Annotated in this window: 13 protein-coding genes and 1 tRNA gene; 3 read left to right on the top strand and 11 right to left on the bottom strand. The window is 63.9% G+C overall.

The annotated features are described in order from the left end of the window. Nucleotides 1-39: 39 nt before the first annotated feature. Nucleotides 40-1,626, bottom strand: a complete 1,587-nt coding sequence (serA, locus tag JV18_RS0113780; RefSeq protein WP_033075528.1) for a phosphoglycerate dehydrogenase — start codon at nt 1,624-1,626, stop codon at nt 40-42. 85 nt (nt 1,627-1,711) lie between these two features. Continuing rightward, complete coding sequence (locus JV18_RS0113775) at nt 1,712-2,839, bottom strand: phosphoserine transaminase (RefSeq protein WP_033075527.1); 1,128 nt, start codon at nt 2,837-2,839, stop codon at nt 1,712-1,714. Between the two features lie 171 nt (nt 2,840-3,010). Here JV18_RS0113775 and JV18_RS0113770 point away from each other — a divergent pair, with 171 nt between their 5' ends. Beyond that, nucleotides 3,011-3,712: an extensin family protein gene (locus tag JV18_RS0113770; RefSeq protein WP_052072282.1), complete on the top strand. Its 702-nt coding sequence runs from the start codon at nt 3,011-3,013 to the stop codon at nt 3,710-3,712. 168 nt (nt 3,713-3,880) lie between these two features. Continuing rightward, nucleotides 3,881-4,750, top strand: coding sequence for an LOG family protein (locus JV18_RS0113765; RefSeq protein WP_033075526.1), 870 nt, complete (start codon nt 3,881-3,883; stop codon nt 4,748-4,750). Nucleotides 4,751-4,785: 35 nt separating this feature from the next. Here the strand turns inward: JV18_RS0113765 and JV18_RS0113760 are convergent, their stop codons facing one another. After that, the gene (locus tag JV18_RS0113760; RefSeq protein ID WP_033075525.1) at nt 4,786-5,223 is read right to left on the bottom strand and encodes a c-type cytochrome; all 438 of its coding nucleotides are present in this window, start codon (nt 5,221-5,223) and stop codon (nt 4,786-4,788) included. Beyond that, complete coding sequence (locus JV18_RS0113755) at nt 5,223-5,873, bottom strand: c-type cytochrome (protein WP_033075524.1); 651 nt, start codon at nt 5,871-5,873, stop codon at nt 5,223-5,225. Before JV18_RS0113755 ends, JV18_RS0113760 begins: the two co-directional genes overlap by 1 nt. Nucleotides 5,874-6,044: 171 nt before the next feature. On the opposite strand from JV18_RS0113755, the gene JV18_RS0113750 reads away from it, so the two are divergent. Next, nucleotides 6,045-6,935: a prephenate dehydratase gene (locus JV18_RS0113750; RefSeq protein WP_033075523.1), complete on the top strand. Its 891-nt coding sequence runs from the start codon at nt 6,045-6,047 to the stop codon at nt 6,933-6,935. Between the two features lie 10 nt (nt 6,936-6,945). Here the strand turns inward: JV18_RS0113750 and JV18_RS0113745 are convergent, their stop codons facing one another. The 7 genes from JV18_RS0113745 to JV18_RS0113715 all read right to left on the bottom strand — a co-directional run bounded on the left by JV18_RS0113745 (nt 6,946) and on the right by JV18_RS0113715 (nt 13,516). Next, on the bottom strand, nt 6,946-7,638 hold the full coding sequence (locus JV18_RS0113745; RefSeq protein WP_052072280.1) for a CDP-alcohol phosphatidyltransferase family protein: 693 nt from the start codon (nt 7,636-7,638) through the stop codon (nt 6,946-6,948). A 118-nt stretch (nt 7,639-7,756) separates the two neighbouring features. Then, nucleotides 7,757-8,278: a hypothetical protein gene (locus JV18_RS0113740; protein WP_235303498.1), complete on the bottom strand. Its 522-nt coding sequence runs from the start codon at nt 8,276-8,278 to the stop codon at nt 7,757-7,759. Beyond that, the gene (gene polA / locus JV18_RS0113735; RefSeq protein ID WP_033075522.1) at nt 8,275-11,088 is read right to left on the bottom strand and encodes a DNA polymerase I; all 2,814 of its coding nucleotides are present in this window, start codon (nt 11,086-11,088) and stop codon (nt 8,275-8,277) included. Before polA ends, JV18_RS0113740 begins: the two co-directional genes overlap by 4 nt. Nucleotides 11,089-11,120: 32 nt before the next feature. Further along, nucleotides 11,121-11,579: an AAC(3)-I family aminoglycoside N-acetyltransferase gene (locus tag JV18_RS0113730; RefSeq protein WP_033075521.1), complete on the bottom strand. Its 459-nt coding sequence runs from the start codon at nt 11,577-11,579 to the stop codon at nt 11,121-11,123. Next, on the bottom strand, nt 11,579-12,757 hold the full coding sequence (gene purT / locus JV18_RS0113725; protein ID WP_033075520.1) for a formate-dependent phosphoribosylglycinamide formyltransferase: 1,179 nt from the start codon (nt 12,755-12,757) through the stop codon (nt 11,579-11,581). Before purT ends, JV18_RS0113730 begins: the two co-directional genes overlap by 1 nt. Before the next feature lie 110 nt (nt 12,758-12,867). Next, nucleotides 12,868-13,353, bottom strand: coding sequence for a GFA family protein (locus tag JV18_RS0113720; protein ID WP_033075519.1), 486 nt, complete (start codon nt 13,351-13,353; stop codon nt 12,868-12,870). Nucleotides 13,354-13,440: 87 nt separating this feature from the next. Continuing rightward, nucleotides 13,441-13,516, bottom strand: a tRNA-Thr gene (locus JV18_RS0113715). Between the last annotated feature and the right edge of the window lie 24 nt (nt 13,517-13,540).

Below are 13,540 nucleotides of genomic sequence, written 5' to 3'. Positions count from 1 at the left end.
CAAGTCTCGCTGCCCCTCCCGCAAGCGGGAGGGGAGGGCTTAAAACTTCAGGCCCTTGACCGTTTTCACGCCCGGAAGCTGGCAAAGTTGCCACAGAAGGGGTTCGGGCATGGGCGAATCGAGGCTGAGAAGCAGCACGGCCTCGCCGCCCGCGGCGCGGCGGCCAAGGTGGAAGGTGCCGATGTTGAGCCCGGCATCGCCGAGCGCCGCGCCGATCCGTCCGATAAAGCCCGGCGCATCCTCGTTGACGATATAGAGCATGTCGCCATCAAGATCGGCCTCAACCTTGATGCCGAACATTTCGACGAGCCGCGGGTCGCCATTGCTGAACAATGTGCCCGCAACCGAACGGTCACCGGCTTCGGTTGCGACGGTGACGCGGACGAGCGTGTGATAGTCGCCGTCGCGGTCGTGGCGCACTTCGCGCACGTCGAGCCCGCGTTCGCGCGCGAGGTGCGGGGCGTTGACCATGTTCACGCTGTCCGAATAGCGGCGCATCAGGCCGGTGAGGACGGCGGCGGTGATCGGCTTGAGATTCAGTTCAGCGGCGGCGCCCTCGACCTCGACCGAGATGGTGGTCAGATTGTCGTGCGCGAGCTGGCCGACGAGGCTGCCGAGCTTTTCGGCAAGGCTCATATAGGGGCGCAGCTTCGGTGCTTCCTCGGCCGAGAGGCTGGGGACGTTGAGCGCGTTGGTGATGCCGCCGGTGAGCAGATAGTCCGAAATCTGTTCGGCAACCTGAATGGCAACATTGACCTGCGCTTCGTCGGTCGAGGCGCCGAGATGCGGCGTGCAGATGAAGTTGGGCGCGCCGAACAGCGGATGGTCCGCCGGGGGCGGCTCAACCGCAAAAACGTCGAGCGCGGCGCCTGCGACATGGCCGCTTTCGAGCGCGTCCTTGAGCGCTTCCTCGTCGATCAGCCCGCCGCGCGCGCAGTTGATGATGCGCACGCCCTTCTTGGTCTTGGCGAGATTTTCGCGCGACAGGACGTTGCGCGTCTGGTCGGTCAGCGGCGTGTGGAGCGTGATGAAGTCGGCGCGTGCGAGCAGCGTTTCGAGGTCAACCTTTTCGACGCCCAGCTCGACCGCCCGTTCGGGGGTGAGGAAGGGGTCGAAGGCGACGACCTTCATGCGAAGGCCGAGCGCGCGTTCGGCGACGATGCTGCCGATATTGCCGCAGCCGATCAGGCCCAGCGTCTTTTGCGTGAGCTCGACGCCCATGAAGCTGTTCTTCGGCCATTTGCCCGCCTGCGTCCCCGCATTGGCGTCGGGGATCTGGCGCGCGAGGGCGAACATCATCGCGACCGCATGTTCAGCGGTGGTGATGCTGTTGCCAAAGGGGGTGTTCATCACGACGACGCCCTTGGCCGAGGCGGCGGGGATGTCGACATTGTCGACGCCGATGCCGGCGCGGCCGACGACCTTCAGGTTCGTCGCGGCGGCGAGGACGTCGGCGGTGACTTTCGTGGCCGAACGGATGGCGAGGCCGTCATAATCGCCGATCATCGCGATCAGCTCGTCCTTGGTCTTGCCGGTGATTTCGTCGACCTGGATGCCGCGCTCCTTGAAAATCTGCGCGGCCTTGGGATCCATCTTGTCGCTGATGAGAACTTTGGGAGTAGTCATATCTTGTCTCCGTCATCCCGGCGAACGCCGGGATCGTTGGGAATGGGGATGATCGCTGGCGGTCCCGGCTTTCGCCGGGACAATATTATGCGGTGAGCGAAGCGTAAGCCCAGTCGAGCCAGGGGCCGAGCGCTTCGATATCGGCGGTGTCGACGGTCGCGCCGCACCAGATGCGCAGGCCCGGAGGCGCGTCGCGATAGCCCGCAATGTCAAAGGCCGCGCCTTCGGCTTCGAGCAGGCCTGCGAACTTCTTGATGAAGCCTTCATCGGCACCCGCGACCGACAGGCAGACCGAAGTCTTCGAGCGGATCGCTGGATCAGCGGCGAGGTGGCTGAGCCAGTCGCGTTCCGCGACGATCTTGTCGAGCGCGGCGGCGTTCGCATCGCTGCGCGCCTTCAGCCCTTCGAGACCGCCGACCGATTTCGCCCATTCGAGGGCGAAAATCGCGTCCTCGACCGCGAGCATCGAGGGGGTATTGATCGTTTCGCCCTTGAATACGCCCTCGACCAGCTTGCCGCCCTTGGTGAGGCGGAAAACCTTGGGGAGCGGCCAGGCCGGGGTGTGGCTTTCGAGCCGTTCGACCGCGCGCGGGCCGAGGATCAGGACGCCGTGGCCGCCTTCGCCGCCGAGCACTTTCTGCCAGCTGAAGGTTGCAACGTCGATCTTGTCCCACGGCAGGTCGTAAGCGAACACCGCGCTGGTCGCGTCGGCGAAGGAGAGGCCTTCGCGGTCGTCGGCGATCCAGTCGCCGTTCGGAACGCGGACGCCCGAGGTGGTGCCGTTCCAGGTGAAGAGCACGTCGTTCGACCAGTCGACCTGAGAAAGGTCGGGAAGCTGGCCATAATCGGCGCGCAGGACCGTCGGATCGAGCTTGAGCTGCTTGGCGGCATCGGTGACCCAACCTTCACCGAAGCTTTCCCATGCGAGCGTCGTCACGGGACGCGCACCCAGCATCGTCCACATCGCCATTTCAAAGGCGCCGGTGTCCGATCCGGGCACGATGCCGATGCGGTGCGTGTCGGGAAGCTGGAGCAGCTCGCGCATCAGGTCGATGCAAAGGCCAAGGCGCGACTTGCCAATCTTCGCGCGATGCGAACGGCCCAGTGCGTCGGTCGAAAGTTTTTCGGGGGTCCATCCCGGCGGCTTGGCGCAGGGACCGGAAGAAAAAGTGGGGCGCGCAGGGCGCACCTGCGGCGTCGTTACGTCAGTCATTATAGTCTCTCCTTGCAGAGAGCTCGCGCGGCGTTGGGACCGCGTGGCCCGGCGCCGCGTTGGCGGATCGAACGGGGGCTGTCAAATAAATTGCGGCTTGAATAGGAAATTATCCTGCGCGCCCCGTCGGGTTTAGAGCTTGTTAACCATGGCGTCGATATTTTGACGCCCATGGCGATTCCGACTTTCCTCAAGCCCCGGATGCTGCTGGCCGCAGGTGCTGCCCTCGCGCTGTCGGGCTGTTTTGGCGTTCCCGATGTGCTGAAACGCGGGGATGGCGGCGAGAAGGTTTCCTCGCGCCCGGCGCGGCCATCTTCCAGCGATGCGCCCTCCTTTAACAGTTCCTCGGCGCGGCAATGCGCGGTCGATTTGCAGCAGGCGGGCGTACGTTTCACCCCCTTGCCCGACCAGCAGCATGGCGGAGGATGCAGTTCGATCGATTCGGTGAAGCTGCTCGACATCGGGACGCCGGTGTCGGGGCTGGGGCCGATGACCTGCCCGCTCGCGCGCAATTTTGCGGCTTGGGCGCAACATGCAGTGCGCCCCGCCGCGCGCAAATTTTTCGGCAGCGAAGTGGTCAAGATCGAAACCTTCGGCACCTATAGCTGCCGCAATATCTATGGCGGCCGTTCGGGGCGCCTGTCGCAGCATGCCTATTCCAATGCCGTCGATGTCGCGGGCTTTGTCCTCGCCGACGGGCGCCGCATCATGCTGAAAAGCGGATGGAATGGCGACCGCTCGTCGCAGGATTTCCTGCGCGCGCTGCACAAGTCGGCTTGTCGTCGCTTTGGCACCGTGCTGGGGCCGGAATATAATGCGGCGCATCATGATCATTTTCATTTCGACATGAGCGGCAATGGATATTGCCGATAGGCCCAATATCCGCCCGTCCTTGCGAGCATAGCGAAGCAATCTCCTGCTCTTGGTCTGGGAAGCCGTACTGGAGATGGCCGCGGCGCCTGCGACGCCTCGCCATGACGGGGGTGATGACTGCGAGAGCCTGACTTGGCAAGCGGCGCGGCGCAGGCTAGCTCAGGCCAAATGACAACAGAGAAACAACCCCATCGTTCGCGCTTTCACAAAGCCAAGGACGACGCCGAATTCGCCCAGCAGGCGACAACCACTCCCCAAACCGCAAGTCCCGCCTATCGGCTGGCCTTTCAGGACACCGATTTTCTGCTGCGCGAGGATTTGCGCCCGGTGCGTTTTCAGCTGGAGTTGCTGAAGCCCGAATTATTGCTCGACGAGGCGGGAATCGAATCGACGCTGGTCATCTATGGTTCGGCACGCATTCCCGAACCCGCTGCTGCTGAAGGGCTGGAAGCGGCGGCGACCGACGACACGGCGCGCAATATCGCGCGCCGGTTGAAGGCGAAAGCCAAATATTATGACGAGGCGCGCGCGCTGGCGCGGCTGGCGAGCCAGGTGCCGTGCGATGAAAATGGCTGTCGCCAGTTTGTCGTCTGTTCGGGCGGCGGACCGTCGATCATGGAAGCGGCGAACCGCGGCGCGACCGACGAGGGACGCGATTCGATCGGGCTTAACATCGTGCTGCCGCATGAACAGGCGCCCAATCGCTATGTCACCCCCGACCTCAGCTTTCAATTTCACTATTTCGCGCTGAGGAAAATGCATTTCCTGCTGCGCGCGCGCGCAGTGGCGGTCTTCCCCGGCGGGTTCGGGACTTTCGATGAAATGTTCGAACTGCTGACGCTGATCCAGACCGGCAAGATCAAGCCGATCCCCATCGTATTGTTCGGCAAGGAATTCTGGCACCGCGTCGTCAATTTCGATGCGCTGGTGGAAGAGGGGGTGATCAGCGCCCGCGACCTTGATCTCTTTACCTTTGTCGAGACCGCGGACGAGGCGTGGGATATTATCCAAGCCTTTTACGCACGGCTGGAGGAATAGAGGAGGGAAGGGGCGGCGCCTGTCCGCCCCTTTTCCTATTGTGCCTCTTCTTTCAGATAAAGAATCACCGCGTGCCGGTCAGCGGGCTCGATGATCCCGGCAAAGGCCATGCGCGTGCCGGGCATCGCCTTCATCGGCGCTTCGAGATAGGCGTCGAGCGAGGCTTCGTCCCACAGGCCGCCCCTGGCCTTCATCGCGCCCGAATAGGAAAAGCCGGGATGCGATCCCACGGGCCGCCCGACGACGCCGTGAAGATTGGGGCCGATGCCGTTGCTGCCGCCCTTTTCCACCGTGTGACAGGCGACGCAGCGGCGAAAGACCTGCGCGCCCATGGCGGCGGTCGGCTGAATGGCGGGTTCGGCGGGCGCAGCTTCGCCGGGCGCGCCATCGGGCGCCGACGGCGGTGGCGGTTCAGCCTTGCCGCATCCCGCCAGCGCAAGGAGGCCCGCCAGAAAGACGGGCGTGCGCTGCATTATTGCTTGGTTTCAGCAGCCGCCGGAGCCGCTGCATCGGCGGCGGGAGCGGCGGCCGTTTCCCCTTCCCCTTCGCTCGCGGGGGCATCGGCGGCGGGCGCTTCGCCTTCTGCACCCGGGGGCGGGAGTTCCACCGGCGCGGGCAGCGGCAGGTTCGAGCCCATATTGTTCATGTAAACAATCAGATTGGCGCGATCTTCGGGGCTCGACAGGCCGGCGAAGGACATTTTGGTGCCGGGGGCATATTTACGCGGGCTTTTCAGCCATTCGTCCATCGAAGCGAAATCCCAGTTTCCAGGGACCGACTTCAGCGCGTCCGAATAGGCAAAGCCCGGAACATGGCCATGCGCCTTGCCCAGCGCGCCATAGAGATTGGGGCCGATGCCATTGGCGCCGCCCGCCTCGATCGTGTGGCATGCGGCGCATTTGGCAAAGACGGTCTCGCCCTTGGCGGGATCGGCAGCGGCCAGCAGATTGGCGAGCGGCACAGCGCTTTCGGCTTCACCGCCGGCATCGGCGTCTTCAAGCGGAAAGCCGGGCTTTTCCGGCGCATGGCTTGCAAAGAGCATCCCCGACCCGATCGACAGGCCCAGCGCGCAAACACCGGCGAACAAAACCCATCCGGCAATAGTATTGTTGCGATTGTCCATGCTCTTAGCAGCCCCGTTTCGCTGGCGCCCGCGATGGGTGCGCCTTTGTGATTTGGAGGTTCCCTTACTGGCGCAAGGCGGAGGGCGCAAGGGGATGAAATAGCAGGCTGGCCCAGTTGCGCGTCCCTTAAGCCAAGGCTATGCGCCGCGCTTCGAATGGGAAAGGCAGTTATGGGCAGCTATTCGGCTTCGGCGCAGCATCTGGTTGATCAAATGAAAAAGGCGGCGCTGGCGGAGCCTGCGCGCGGGCTGGCCTTTCAGGGGGCGCCGGGAGCGAACAGCGATCTGGCCGCGCGTGAATTTGATTCGAACGCGCTGCCCATGCCCTGCTATGCCTTTGAGGATGCGATTGATGCGGTGCGCGACGGGCGCGTCGACCGCGCGATCATTCCGATCGAGAACAGCCTGCATGGCCGCGTCGCTGATATTCATTTCTTGCTGCCCGAATCGGGGCTGTCGATTGTCGGCGAGCATTTTCTGCGTATCCGCCACGGACTGATGAGCCGCAATCTGGGTCCCATTACCCGCGCGATGAGCCATGAACAGGCGCTGGGACAATGCCGCCACTGGCTGCGCGCCAACAATATCTCCCCCGTCGCACACAGCGATACGGCGGGAGCGGCGGCATGGGTCGCCGACAGCGACGAGGTCGGGCTGGCGGCGGTCGCCCCGCCCCATGCGGCGGAGCTGTACGGGCTGACCCTGCACGAAGCGGGGATCGAGGATGCCGACCATAATATGACGCGCTTTGTCGTGCTGGCGCGCGAACCGCGCAGCGTCTTGCCCGCCGATATGCCCTTGATGACCACCTTTATCTTCGAGGTGAAGAATATTCCGGCGGCGCTGTACAAGGCGCTGGGCGGCTTTGCGACCAATGGCGTCAATATGACCAAGCTGGAAAGCTATCAGGTCGGGGGCAGTTTTGCCGCGACAAAATTCTATGCCGATATTGTCGGCGCCCCCGGCGATGAAGCGGTTGACCGCGCGCTGGAGGAACTGGCGTTCCAGACCAAGTCGCTGACCCTGCTCGGCACCTATCCGCAGGCGCGCGTTCGGGGCTAGCGTCAGAATTCTAGGCGCGGCTGCGGTCGCGGCGGTGAAGCACCCGCGCGGTCGCGACGCTTTGCACGACGAACAAGGTAACAAGCAGTGCGGCCATGCCCAGACCGAACAGGTCAAAGGGGGTGAAGTTGATGCGCCCGACATCGCCCGCGCCGACGACAGGCATCAGCGCGGTCATCGCGATCAGCATCAGGCGCAGTTCGGTCGGGCCGCCCGCCATATAGGAGAGGCGAAATTCCCCCATCACCTTGGCGCTGAGGAAGGTGTGGATGGCGAGCAGCAGATAGGCGACGACGCAGATGAGCGCGACGTCGAAACGCATATAGGGGCTCAGCCCGATACCGCCGACCATCAGGAAAATCGCCAGACCATCGACACTGTGGTCGACGAAATAGCCATAGGAGGGCCGCTCGATCCGGCGCCAGCGCGCGAGGCTGCCGTCGAGCGAATCGCCGAACCAGTTGACGACATAGCCCGCGACGCACAGCGCCAGCCATGCCGGAGCGAGCCAGCTCAGCAAATAGCCCGCCGCGACCATGGCGGCGCCCACAAAGCCGAGGGTGGTGAGGTGGTCGGGGGTAATCCAGCGGGGCAGGCGCGCGCAGAGAAAATCGAGAAAGCGGCGTTCGCCGCGCGCCAATATATTCTGTTGAATGCGTACCGGTGCCTGCACCGGCTCGCTACCCTTGAAATCGCCGCCCATATTGGTCCTTCATTTGCCCCGTCACATCCGCGTCAGGCAGATGTCATATCTTTGCCATAACGAAGCCAACGCATATCGAACAGCAAAGATGCGTTCGCAGGGCGGCGGCGCAAAGCCCCTATTCGCGCCAGGGGCCGATCTCGCCGACTTCGCCGATGCTGCGATAGAGGGTTTTGCCGTCGACCCAGGCAACTTCCCACATGGGCGCGGGGCGTGCCCATTCGCCGATGATGAAAAGCGGCAGGCGATGCTCGGCGGCAAAGGCGAGATCGTCGCGCGTCGGGCCGGGCAGGATGGCCTCCGCCTTTTGGCGCAGGCGAACGATGGCCAGGGTTCCGGGCGGCGGGGCGGGAAGGGCCTGCCGCGTCGGAAAGCCGGTGCTGAGCGCAATGGTCGGATAACCGCCCTTGTCGCGCGCGAGCAGCAATATCTTGTCGGCATTGCCCAAGGGGCCGCTGACCGGACGGCCCGCCACCTTGCGCCCGGCAATCGCCGCAAATTCGCGTATATCGCTGTCGGCGACCGGCGGCGGGGCGGGGGCTTCGCTCGCGGCCGGCGCTGGCGGCGGGGACGGCGGCGACGTTTCTGCCGCGCCATGGGCCGGCGACAAGAGCAGGGCTGTCGCGAGGCTGGCGATCAATGCGCTTCGCCCCAGCTTGGCCCGGTGCCGATCTCGACGTCGAGCGGCACCGACAGGTCGAGCAGCGGCTGGCCTGCGTTCATCATCACACCGCGGATGACATCGCTCGCCGCTGCTATCTTTTCCTCGGGCGCTTCGAACACCAGTTCGTCATGCACTTGCAGCAGCATTTTGACTTCGCCCAGCCCTGCCGCGGCCAGCGCGCCCGGCATGCGCGCCATCGCGCGCTTGATCAGATCGGCGCTTGTCCCCTGAATGGGGGCGTTGATCGCGGCACGTTCGCTGCCCTGCCGTTCGGTCTGGTTTGGCGATTTGATGCGTGGGAACCAGGTTTTCCGCCCGAAAAGCGTTTCCGTATAGCCACGCTCGCGCACCCGCTCGAGCGTTTCGGTGATATAGTTGGAAATGCCGGGGAAGCGTTCGAAATAGCGGCTGATCAGCGCCTGCGCCTCGTCCGGGGTGACTTCCAGCCGTCCGGCCAGCCCCCAGCGCGAAATGCCATAAAGGATGGAGAAATTGACCGTCTTTGCCTTGGCGCGGGTGTCGCGATTGACCTCCCCGAACAATTCGATCGCGGTGGCGGCGTGAATATCCTCGCCCTTGGCAAAGGCGGCCTTGAGTTCGGGCACATCGGCCATATGCGCGGCGAGGCGCAGTTCGATCTGGCTATAGTCGGCGGCGAGCAGCATATGGCCGGGCGCGGCGATGAAGGCATCGCGGATCTGCCGCCCGACTTCGCTGCGTATGGGGATATTCTGCAAATTGGGGTCGGTCGAGGAGAGGCGACCGGTTTGCGCGCCGACGAGGCTGTAGCTGGTGTGGACGCGGCCCGTCTTGGCATTGATCTGTTGCTGCAGCGCGTCGGTATAGGTGGATTTGAGCTTGGCGAGCTGGCGCCATTCGAGCACCTTGCGCGCGATGGGGACGCCATCGCGTTCGAGGCGCTCCAGCTCATTCTGGTCGGTCGACCAGACGCCCGACTTGCCCTTGCGGCCGCCCTTCAGCCCCATTTTGTCAAACAATATCTCGCCCAACTGCTTGGGACTGCCGATGGTGAAGGGCTGGCCCGCCTCGGCATGGATGTCCGCTTCGATCCGCTGCATCTCGCCCGCGAAATCGGCGGACAATTTGGCGAGATAGTCGCGGTTGACCATGATGCCCGCGCGCTCCATCGTCTCGACCAGCGCGGCGAGCGGGCGGTCGACCATCTCGTAAATGCGCGTTCCGCCTTCGAGCGGCAGGCGCAATTTGAGGAGGCGCCACAGGCGCAGCGCAACATCGGCATCCTCGGCGGCATATTCGGTGGCGCGGGGCAGGGGGACTTCGGCAAAGCTGATCTGCGATTTGCCGGTGCCGCACACATCCTTGAAGGACAGGCAGACATGGTCGAGGTGCAACTTTGCAAGCTCGTCGAGCCCATGACCATGTTTCCCGGCGTCGAGCGCAAAGCTCATCAGCAGGCTGTCGTCATAGGGGGCGATGGTCAGGCCATGCTGCGCCAGCACACCGATATCATATTTGAGATTATGGCCGACCTTCAGCACCGCATCATCGGCAAAGAGTGCGCCCAGCCGCGCGATGGCGTCGGTCATGGCAATTTGTTCGGGGCGTTCGGCAAACATGTCGGTGCCGCCATGGCCGAGCGGGATATAGCAGGCGCGCCCCGGCGCGGTCGCAAGGCTGACGCCGACCAGCTCGCCGGTCACGCTGTCGAGGCTGGCGGTTTCGGTGTCGATTGCCACGACATGCGCCGCGCGCGCTTCGGCAATCCAGCGGTCGAGCGCATCGAGGCTGGTGACGCATTCATAGGCCGCGCGGTCGATGGCGGGCATCGGCGGCAGGCTGGGCGTGGAGGGGGCCGCATCCAGTGCAGCGGCGGCGGCTTTTGCGTCGCGCGGCAGGGTAGCGGGGCCGCCCGGCGCGACGCCGCTGTCGAGCTTGGCCGACAGCGAACGAAAGCCATGTTCGTCGAGAAATGCCTTGAGCGGAGCAGGCGGAATGGCCGCCAGCTTGAGCGCGTCGAGCGGATCGGGCAGCGGGCAGTCGCGCTTCAGGTCGACGAGGATGCGCGACAGGCGCGCCATTTCGGCATGTTCGATCAGATTGTCGCGCAGCTTTGACTTTTTCATCGTCTCGGCGCCCGCCAGCACCTTTTCAAGATCGCCATATTCGACGATCAATTTGGTCGCGGTCTTGGGGCCGACGCCGCGCACGCCGGGGACATTGTCGACACTGTCGCCCATCAGCGCCAATATGTCGCCGACCAGTTCGGGGCCGACGCCGAATTTTTCATGGACGGCTTCCACCCCCATGCGCACGCTCTTCATCGTGTCGAGCATATCGACCTGCGGGCCGCCCTCCGGCTCGCGGACCAGCTGCATCAGATCCTTGTCCGATGAAACGATGGTGACGTCCCATCCGGCGGCGACCGCTGCCTCGGTATAGCTGGCGATCAGATCGTCCGCTTCAAAACCTTCGGTCTCGATACAGGGCAGCGAAAAGGCGCGGGTCGCATCGCGGATCAGCGGGAATTGGGGGACCAGATCTTCGGGGGGGTCGGGCCGGTTCGCCTTATATTGATCGTAAATTTCGTTGCGAAACGACTGGCTCGAATGATCGAGGATGACGGCGAGATGGGTGGGGCCATCGGCGTCGTGCAAATCCTTCGCCAGCTTCCAGAGCATGGTCGTATAGCCATAGACCGCGCCGACGGGCACGCCGTTCGGGTTGGTGAGCGGCGGCAGGCGGTGATAGGCGCGGAAGATGTAGCTGGAGCCATCGACCAGATAGAGGTGATTCTTGTCGGACATGGCGGGGGTGTAGCAGGGGGAGGGCAAGCGGCCTAGCCGCGCGGCAGCGGCGGGAGGTCGAAATGCATCACATCCTCGCGCACCCCCAATTTGGTGTAGAGAGCGACGGCGGGGTCATCGACATAATCGGCCTGAACAAACACCGCCCACGCGCCGGTTTCGGCGGCGATTTTCTGAAGTTCTTCGATCAGCGCGGTCGCAACGCCGCGGCGGCGAAAAGCGGCATCGACCGCAAGGTCATAGAGATAGATTTCGCTGCGCGCGGCTTCCAGCTTGGGTAGATCATAGGCGGTGAGGCCGCCGATGATGCGTCCCCCCTGTTCGGCGACCAGGATGATCGTTCCTTCGCGCGCAAGCTGCGCGGCGAGCCACTCGTCATCGGGCCGGTCGGCGCGATAGGTTTCGCGGTCGGCAAAAGCATCGCCATATAGCGCGTTGAGCGCGCGAACATCGGCGATGTCGCCGGGGCTGAGGCGGCGGACCTGCGGCATCAGCGATAATCGATCCGCAGCCTGGCTGCGGCATCGACCGCGGCGGTGCGGGCGTCGTCGGTGGTGCCGCCCGCAACCTTTGCCAGTGTCACGCCCATGCGGCGCCAGGGACGGGTGACCGGCTTTCCGAACAGGCGCGCGTCAAGCGCGGTGGCGACGTTGGGCGGGGTCAGAGCATCGGCAAGGCCCGTGATGGCGAAATCCTCGGCATCGCGGTCGGCGAGCAAGACTGCGCTGGCGCTGGGGTCGGAAACGACGATATCGGGGATCGGCAGGCCGAGAATGGCGCGGGCGTGAAGATCGAATTCGGACAGCGATTGCGAAATCAGCGTCACCATCCCCGTGTCATGTGGACGCGGGCTGAGTTCGGAAAAGATGACATCATCGCCTTTTACGAAAAATTCGACCCCGAAAATGCCATGGCCGCCCAGCGCATCGACGATTTTTTCCGCCATCTGCTGCGCGCTGGCGCGGGCCGCGGGCGACATGTCGGCGGGTTGCCAGCTTTCGCGATAGTCCCCGCGTTCCTGCCGGTGGCCGATGGGCGGGCAGAAGGTCACGCCGCCCTTGTGCCGGACGGTCAGTAGGGTGATCTCATAGTCGAAATCGACAAAAGCTTCGGCAATGACGCGCAGACGATCGCCGCGCATCCCGGCGGCGGCATAGTCCCAGGCGGCGTCGATGCCGCCCGCATCGCGCACGGTGCTCTGCCCCTTGCCCGATGAGGACATGACGGGTTTGACCACCAGCGGGAAACCGATGCGCTCTGCAGCGGCGGCGAGTTCATCGCGGCTGGTTGCATATTCGAAGCAGGAGGTGGCAAGGTCCAGCTCGCTTGCCGCAAGATCGCGGATCGCGTCGCGGTTCATCGTCAGCTGCGCGGCACGGGCGGAGGGGACGACATGATAGCCCTCCGCTTCGACTTCCGCCAATATTTCGGTGCGGATCGCCTCCACCTCGGGAACGATATGGTCGGGCTGATGCTTAGCGATGGCAGCACGGAGCGCATGGCCGTCGAGCATCGAAAAGACTTCGAATTCATCGGCGACCTGCATCGCGGGCGCGGCAGCATAGCTGTCGCAGGCGATCACGCGGCAGCCCAGCCTTTTGGCCGAAATGGTAAATTCGCGCCCCAGCTCCCCCGACCCGAGTAACAGGATGGTGGCGGTGGGGGTCATGGCAAGGCTCCGTAACGCGGGAAAGGCATAGGGCGCCGAAAGATTCGGCGCTTCGCTTGTCTTATAATCATTTTCTGCTGCAGGGCATCGCCCGGGATGCTGTCCTGACGTTAGCGTGGCCAGCTTTCGGTGTCATGGTCAGGATGCTGATGATTGCTCGCGCGGATCGCATCGACCAGATCCGGCATCGTCTGCTCGGTTGACCCTTCTTCCGGCAAGGCAGGAAGCGTGTCGAACCAGTGCAGCCGTCCTTCCACCCCGAACTGCATGCGCGGAGGGAATTTTCCGGGCTCGTCGAGCGACCCGGTGGTGACGCTGAGATGGCGGCTTTCGCGATAGTCATAATAGAGCGGGGTGCCGCAATCGCGGCAAAAGCCGCGTTCGACCTGATCCGAACTGTTGAAGGTCGCGGGCTTCCCCCGCGTCCACTGGAAAGCGTCGCGCGGAATGCCGATCAGCGCGGCGAAAAAATTGCCCGCAGCTTTCTGGCACATGCGGCAATGACAGATGTGCGAGGTGTCGAGCACGGCAGCGGCGCGATACCGCACCGCGCCGCACTGGCACCCGCCTGAGACCTTGGTTTCGATCCGTTCCATGAAGGGGAGGCTAGCAGTGGCCCCGCTGGGGCGCAATTGATTGCGCGTCGCTGGATGCTTCGTTTCGCCAAGGCAAATAGTCGGAGATGGTGCCGGCTGTCAGACTCGAACTGACGACCTACCGCTTACAAGGCGGTTGCTCTACCAACTGAGCTAAGCCGGCGCTGGCGCTTCCCCTAATCGCATT

Source organism: Sphingopyxis sp. MWB1, from assembly GCF_000763945.1.
Taxonomy (GTDB): domain Bacteria; phylum Pseudomonadota; class Alphaproteobacteria; order Sphingomonadales; family Sphingomonadaceae; genus Sphingopyxis.
The sequence above is the reverse complement of the archived record's forward strand: the minus strand, read 5'-3'. Positions and strand labels throughout refer to the sequence as shown.

Excerpts from the sequence above, each read along its gene's own strand:
- serA (WP_033075528.1), bottom strand. The coding sequence starts at position 1,626 with ATGACTACTCCCAAAGTTCTCATCAGCGACAAGATGGATCCCAAGGCC.
- JV18_RS0113775 (WP_033075527.1), bottom strand. The coding sequence starts at position 2,839 with ATGACTGACGTAACGACGCCGCAGGTGCGCCCTGCGCGCCCCACTTTT.
- JV18_RS0113770 (WP_052072282.1), top strand. The coding sequence starts at position 3,011 with ATGGCGATTCCGACTTTCCTCAAGCCCCGGATGCTGCTGGCCGCAGGT.
- JV18_RS0113765 (WP_033075526.1), top strand. The coding sequence starts at position 3,881 with ATGACAACAGAGAAACAACCCCATCGTTCGCGCTTTCACAAAGCCAAG.
- JV18_RS0113760 (WP_033075525.1), bottom strand. The coding sequence starts at position 5,223 with ATGCAGCGCACGCCCGTCTTTCTGGCGGGCCTCCTTGCGCTGGCGGGA.
- JV18_RS0113755 (WP_033075524.1), bottom strand. The coding sequence starts at position 5,873 with ATGGACAATCGCAACAATACTATTGCCGGATGGGTTTTGTTCGCCGGT.
- JV18_RS0113750 (WP_033075523.1), top strand. The coding sequence starts at position 6,045 with ATGGGCAGCTATTCGGCTTCGGCGCAGCATCTGGTTGATCAAATGAAA.
- JV18_RS0113745 (WP_052072280.1), bottom strand. The coding sequence starts at position 7,638 with ATGGGCGGCGATTTCAAGGGTAGCGAGCCGGTGCAGGCACCGGTACGC.
- polA (WP_033075522.1), bottom strand. The coding sequence starts at position 11,088 with ATGTCCGACAAGAATCACCTCTATCTGGTCGATGGCTCCAGCTACATC.
- JV18_RS0113730 (WP_033075521.1), bottom strand. The coding sequence starts at position 11,579 with ATGCCGCAGGTCCGCCGCCTCAGCCCCGGCGACATCGCCGATGTTCGC.
- purT (WP_033075520.1), bottom strand. The coding sequence starts at position 12,757 with ATGACCCCCACCGCCACCATCCTGTTACTCGGGTCGGGGGAGCTGGGG.
- JV18_RS0113720 (WP_033075519.1), bottom strand. The coding sequence starts at position 13,353 with ATGGAACGGATCGAAACCAAGGTCTCAGGCGGGTGCCAGTGCGGCGCG.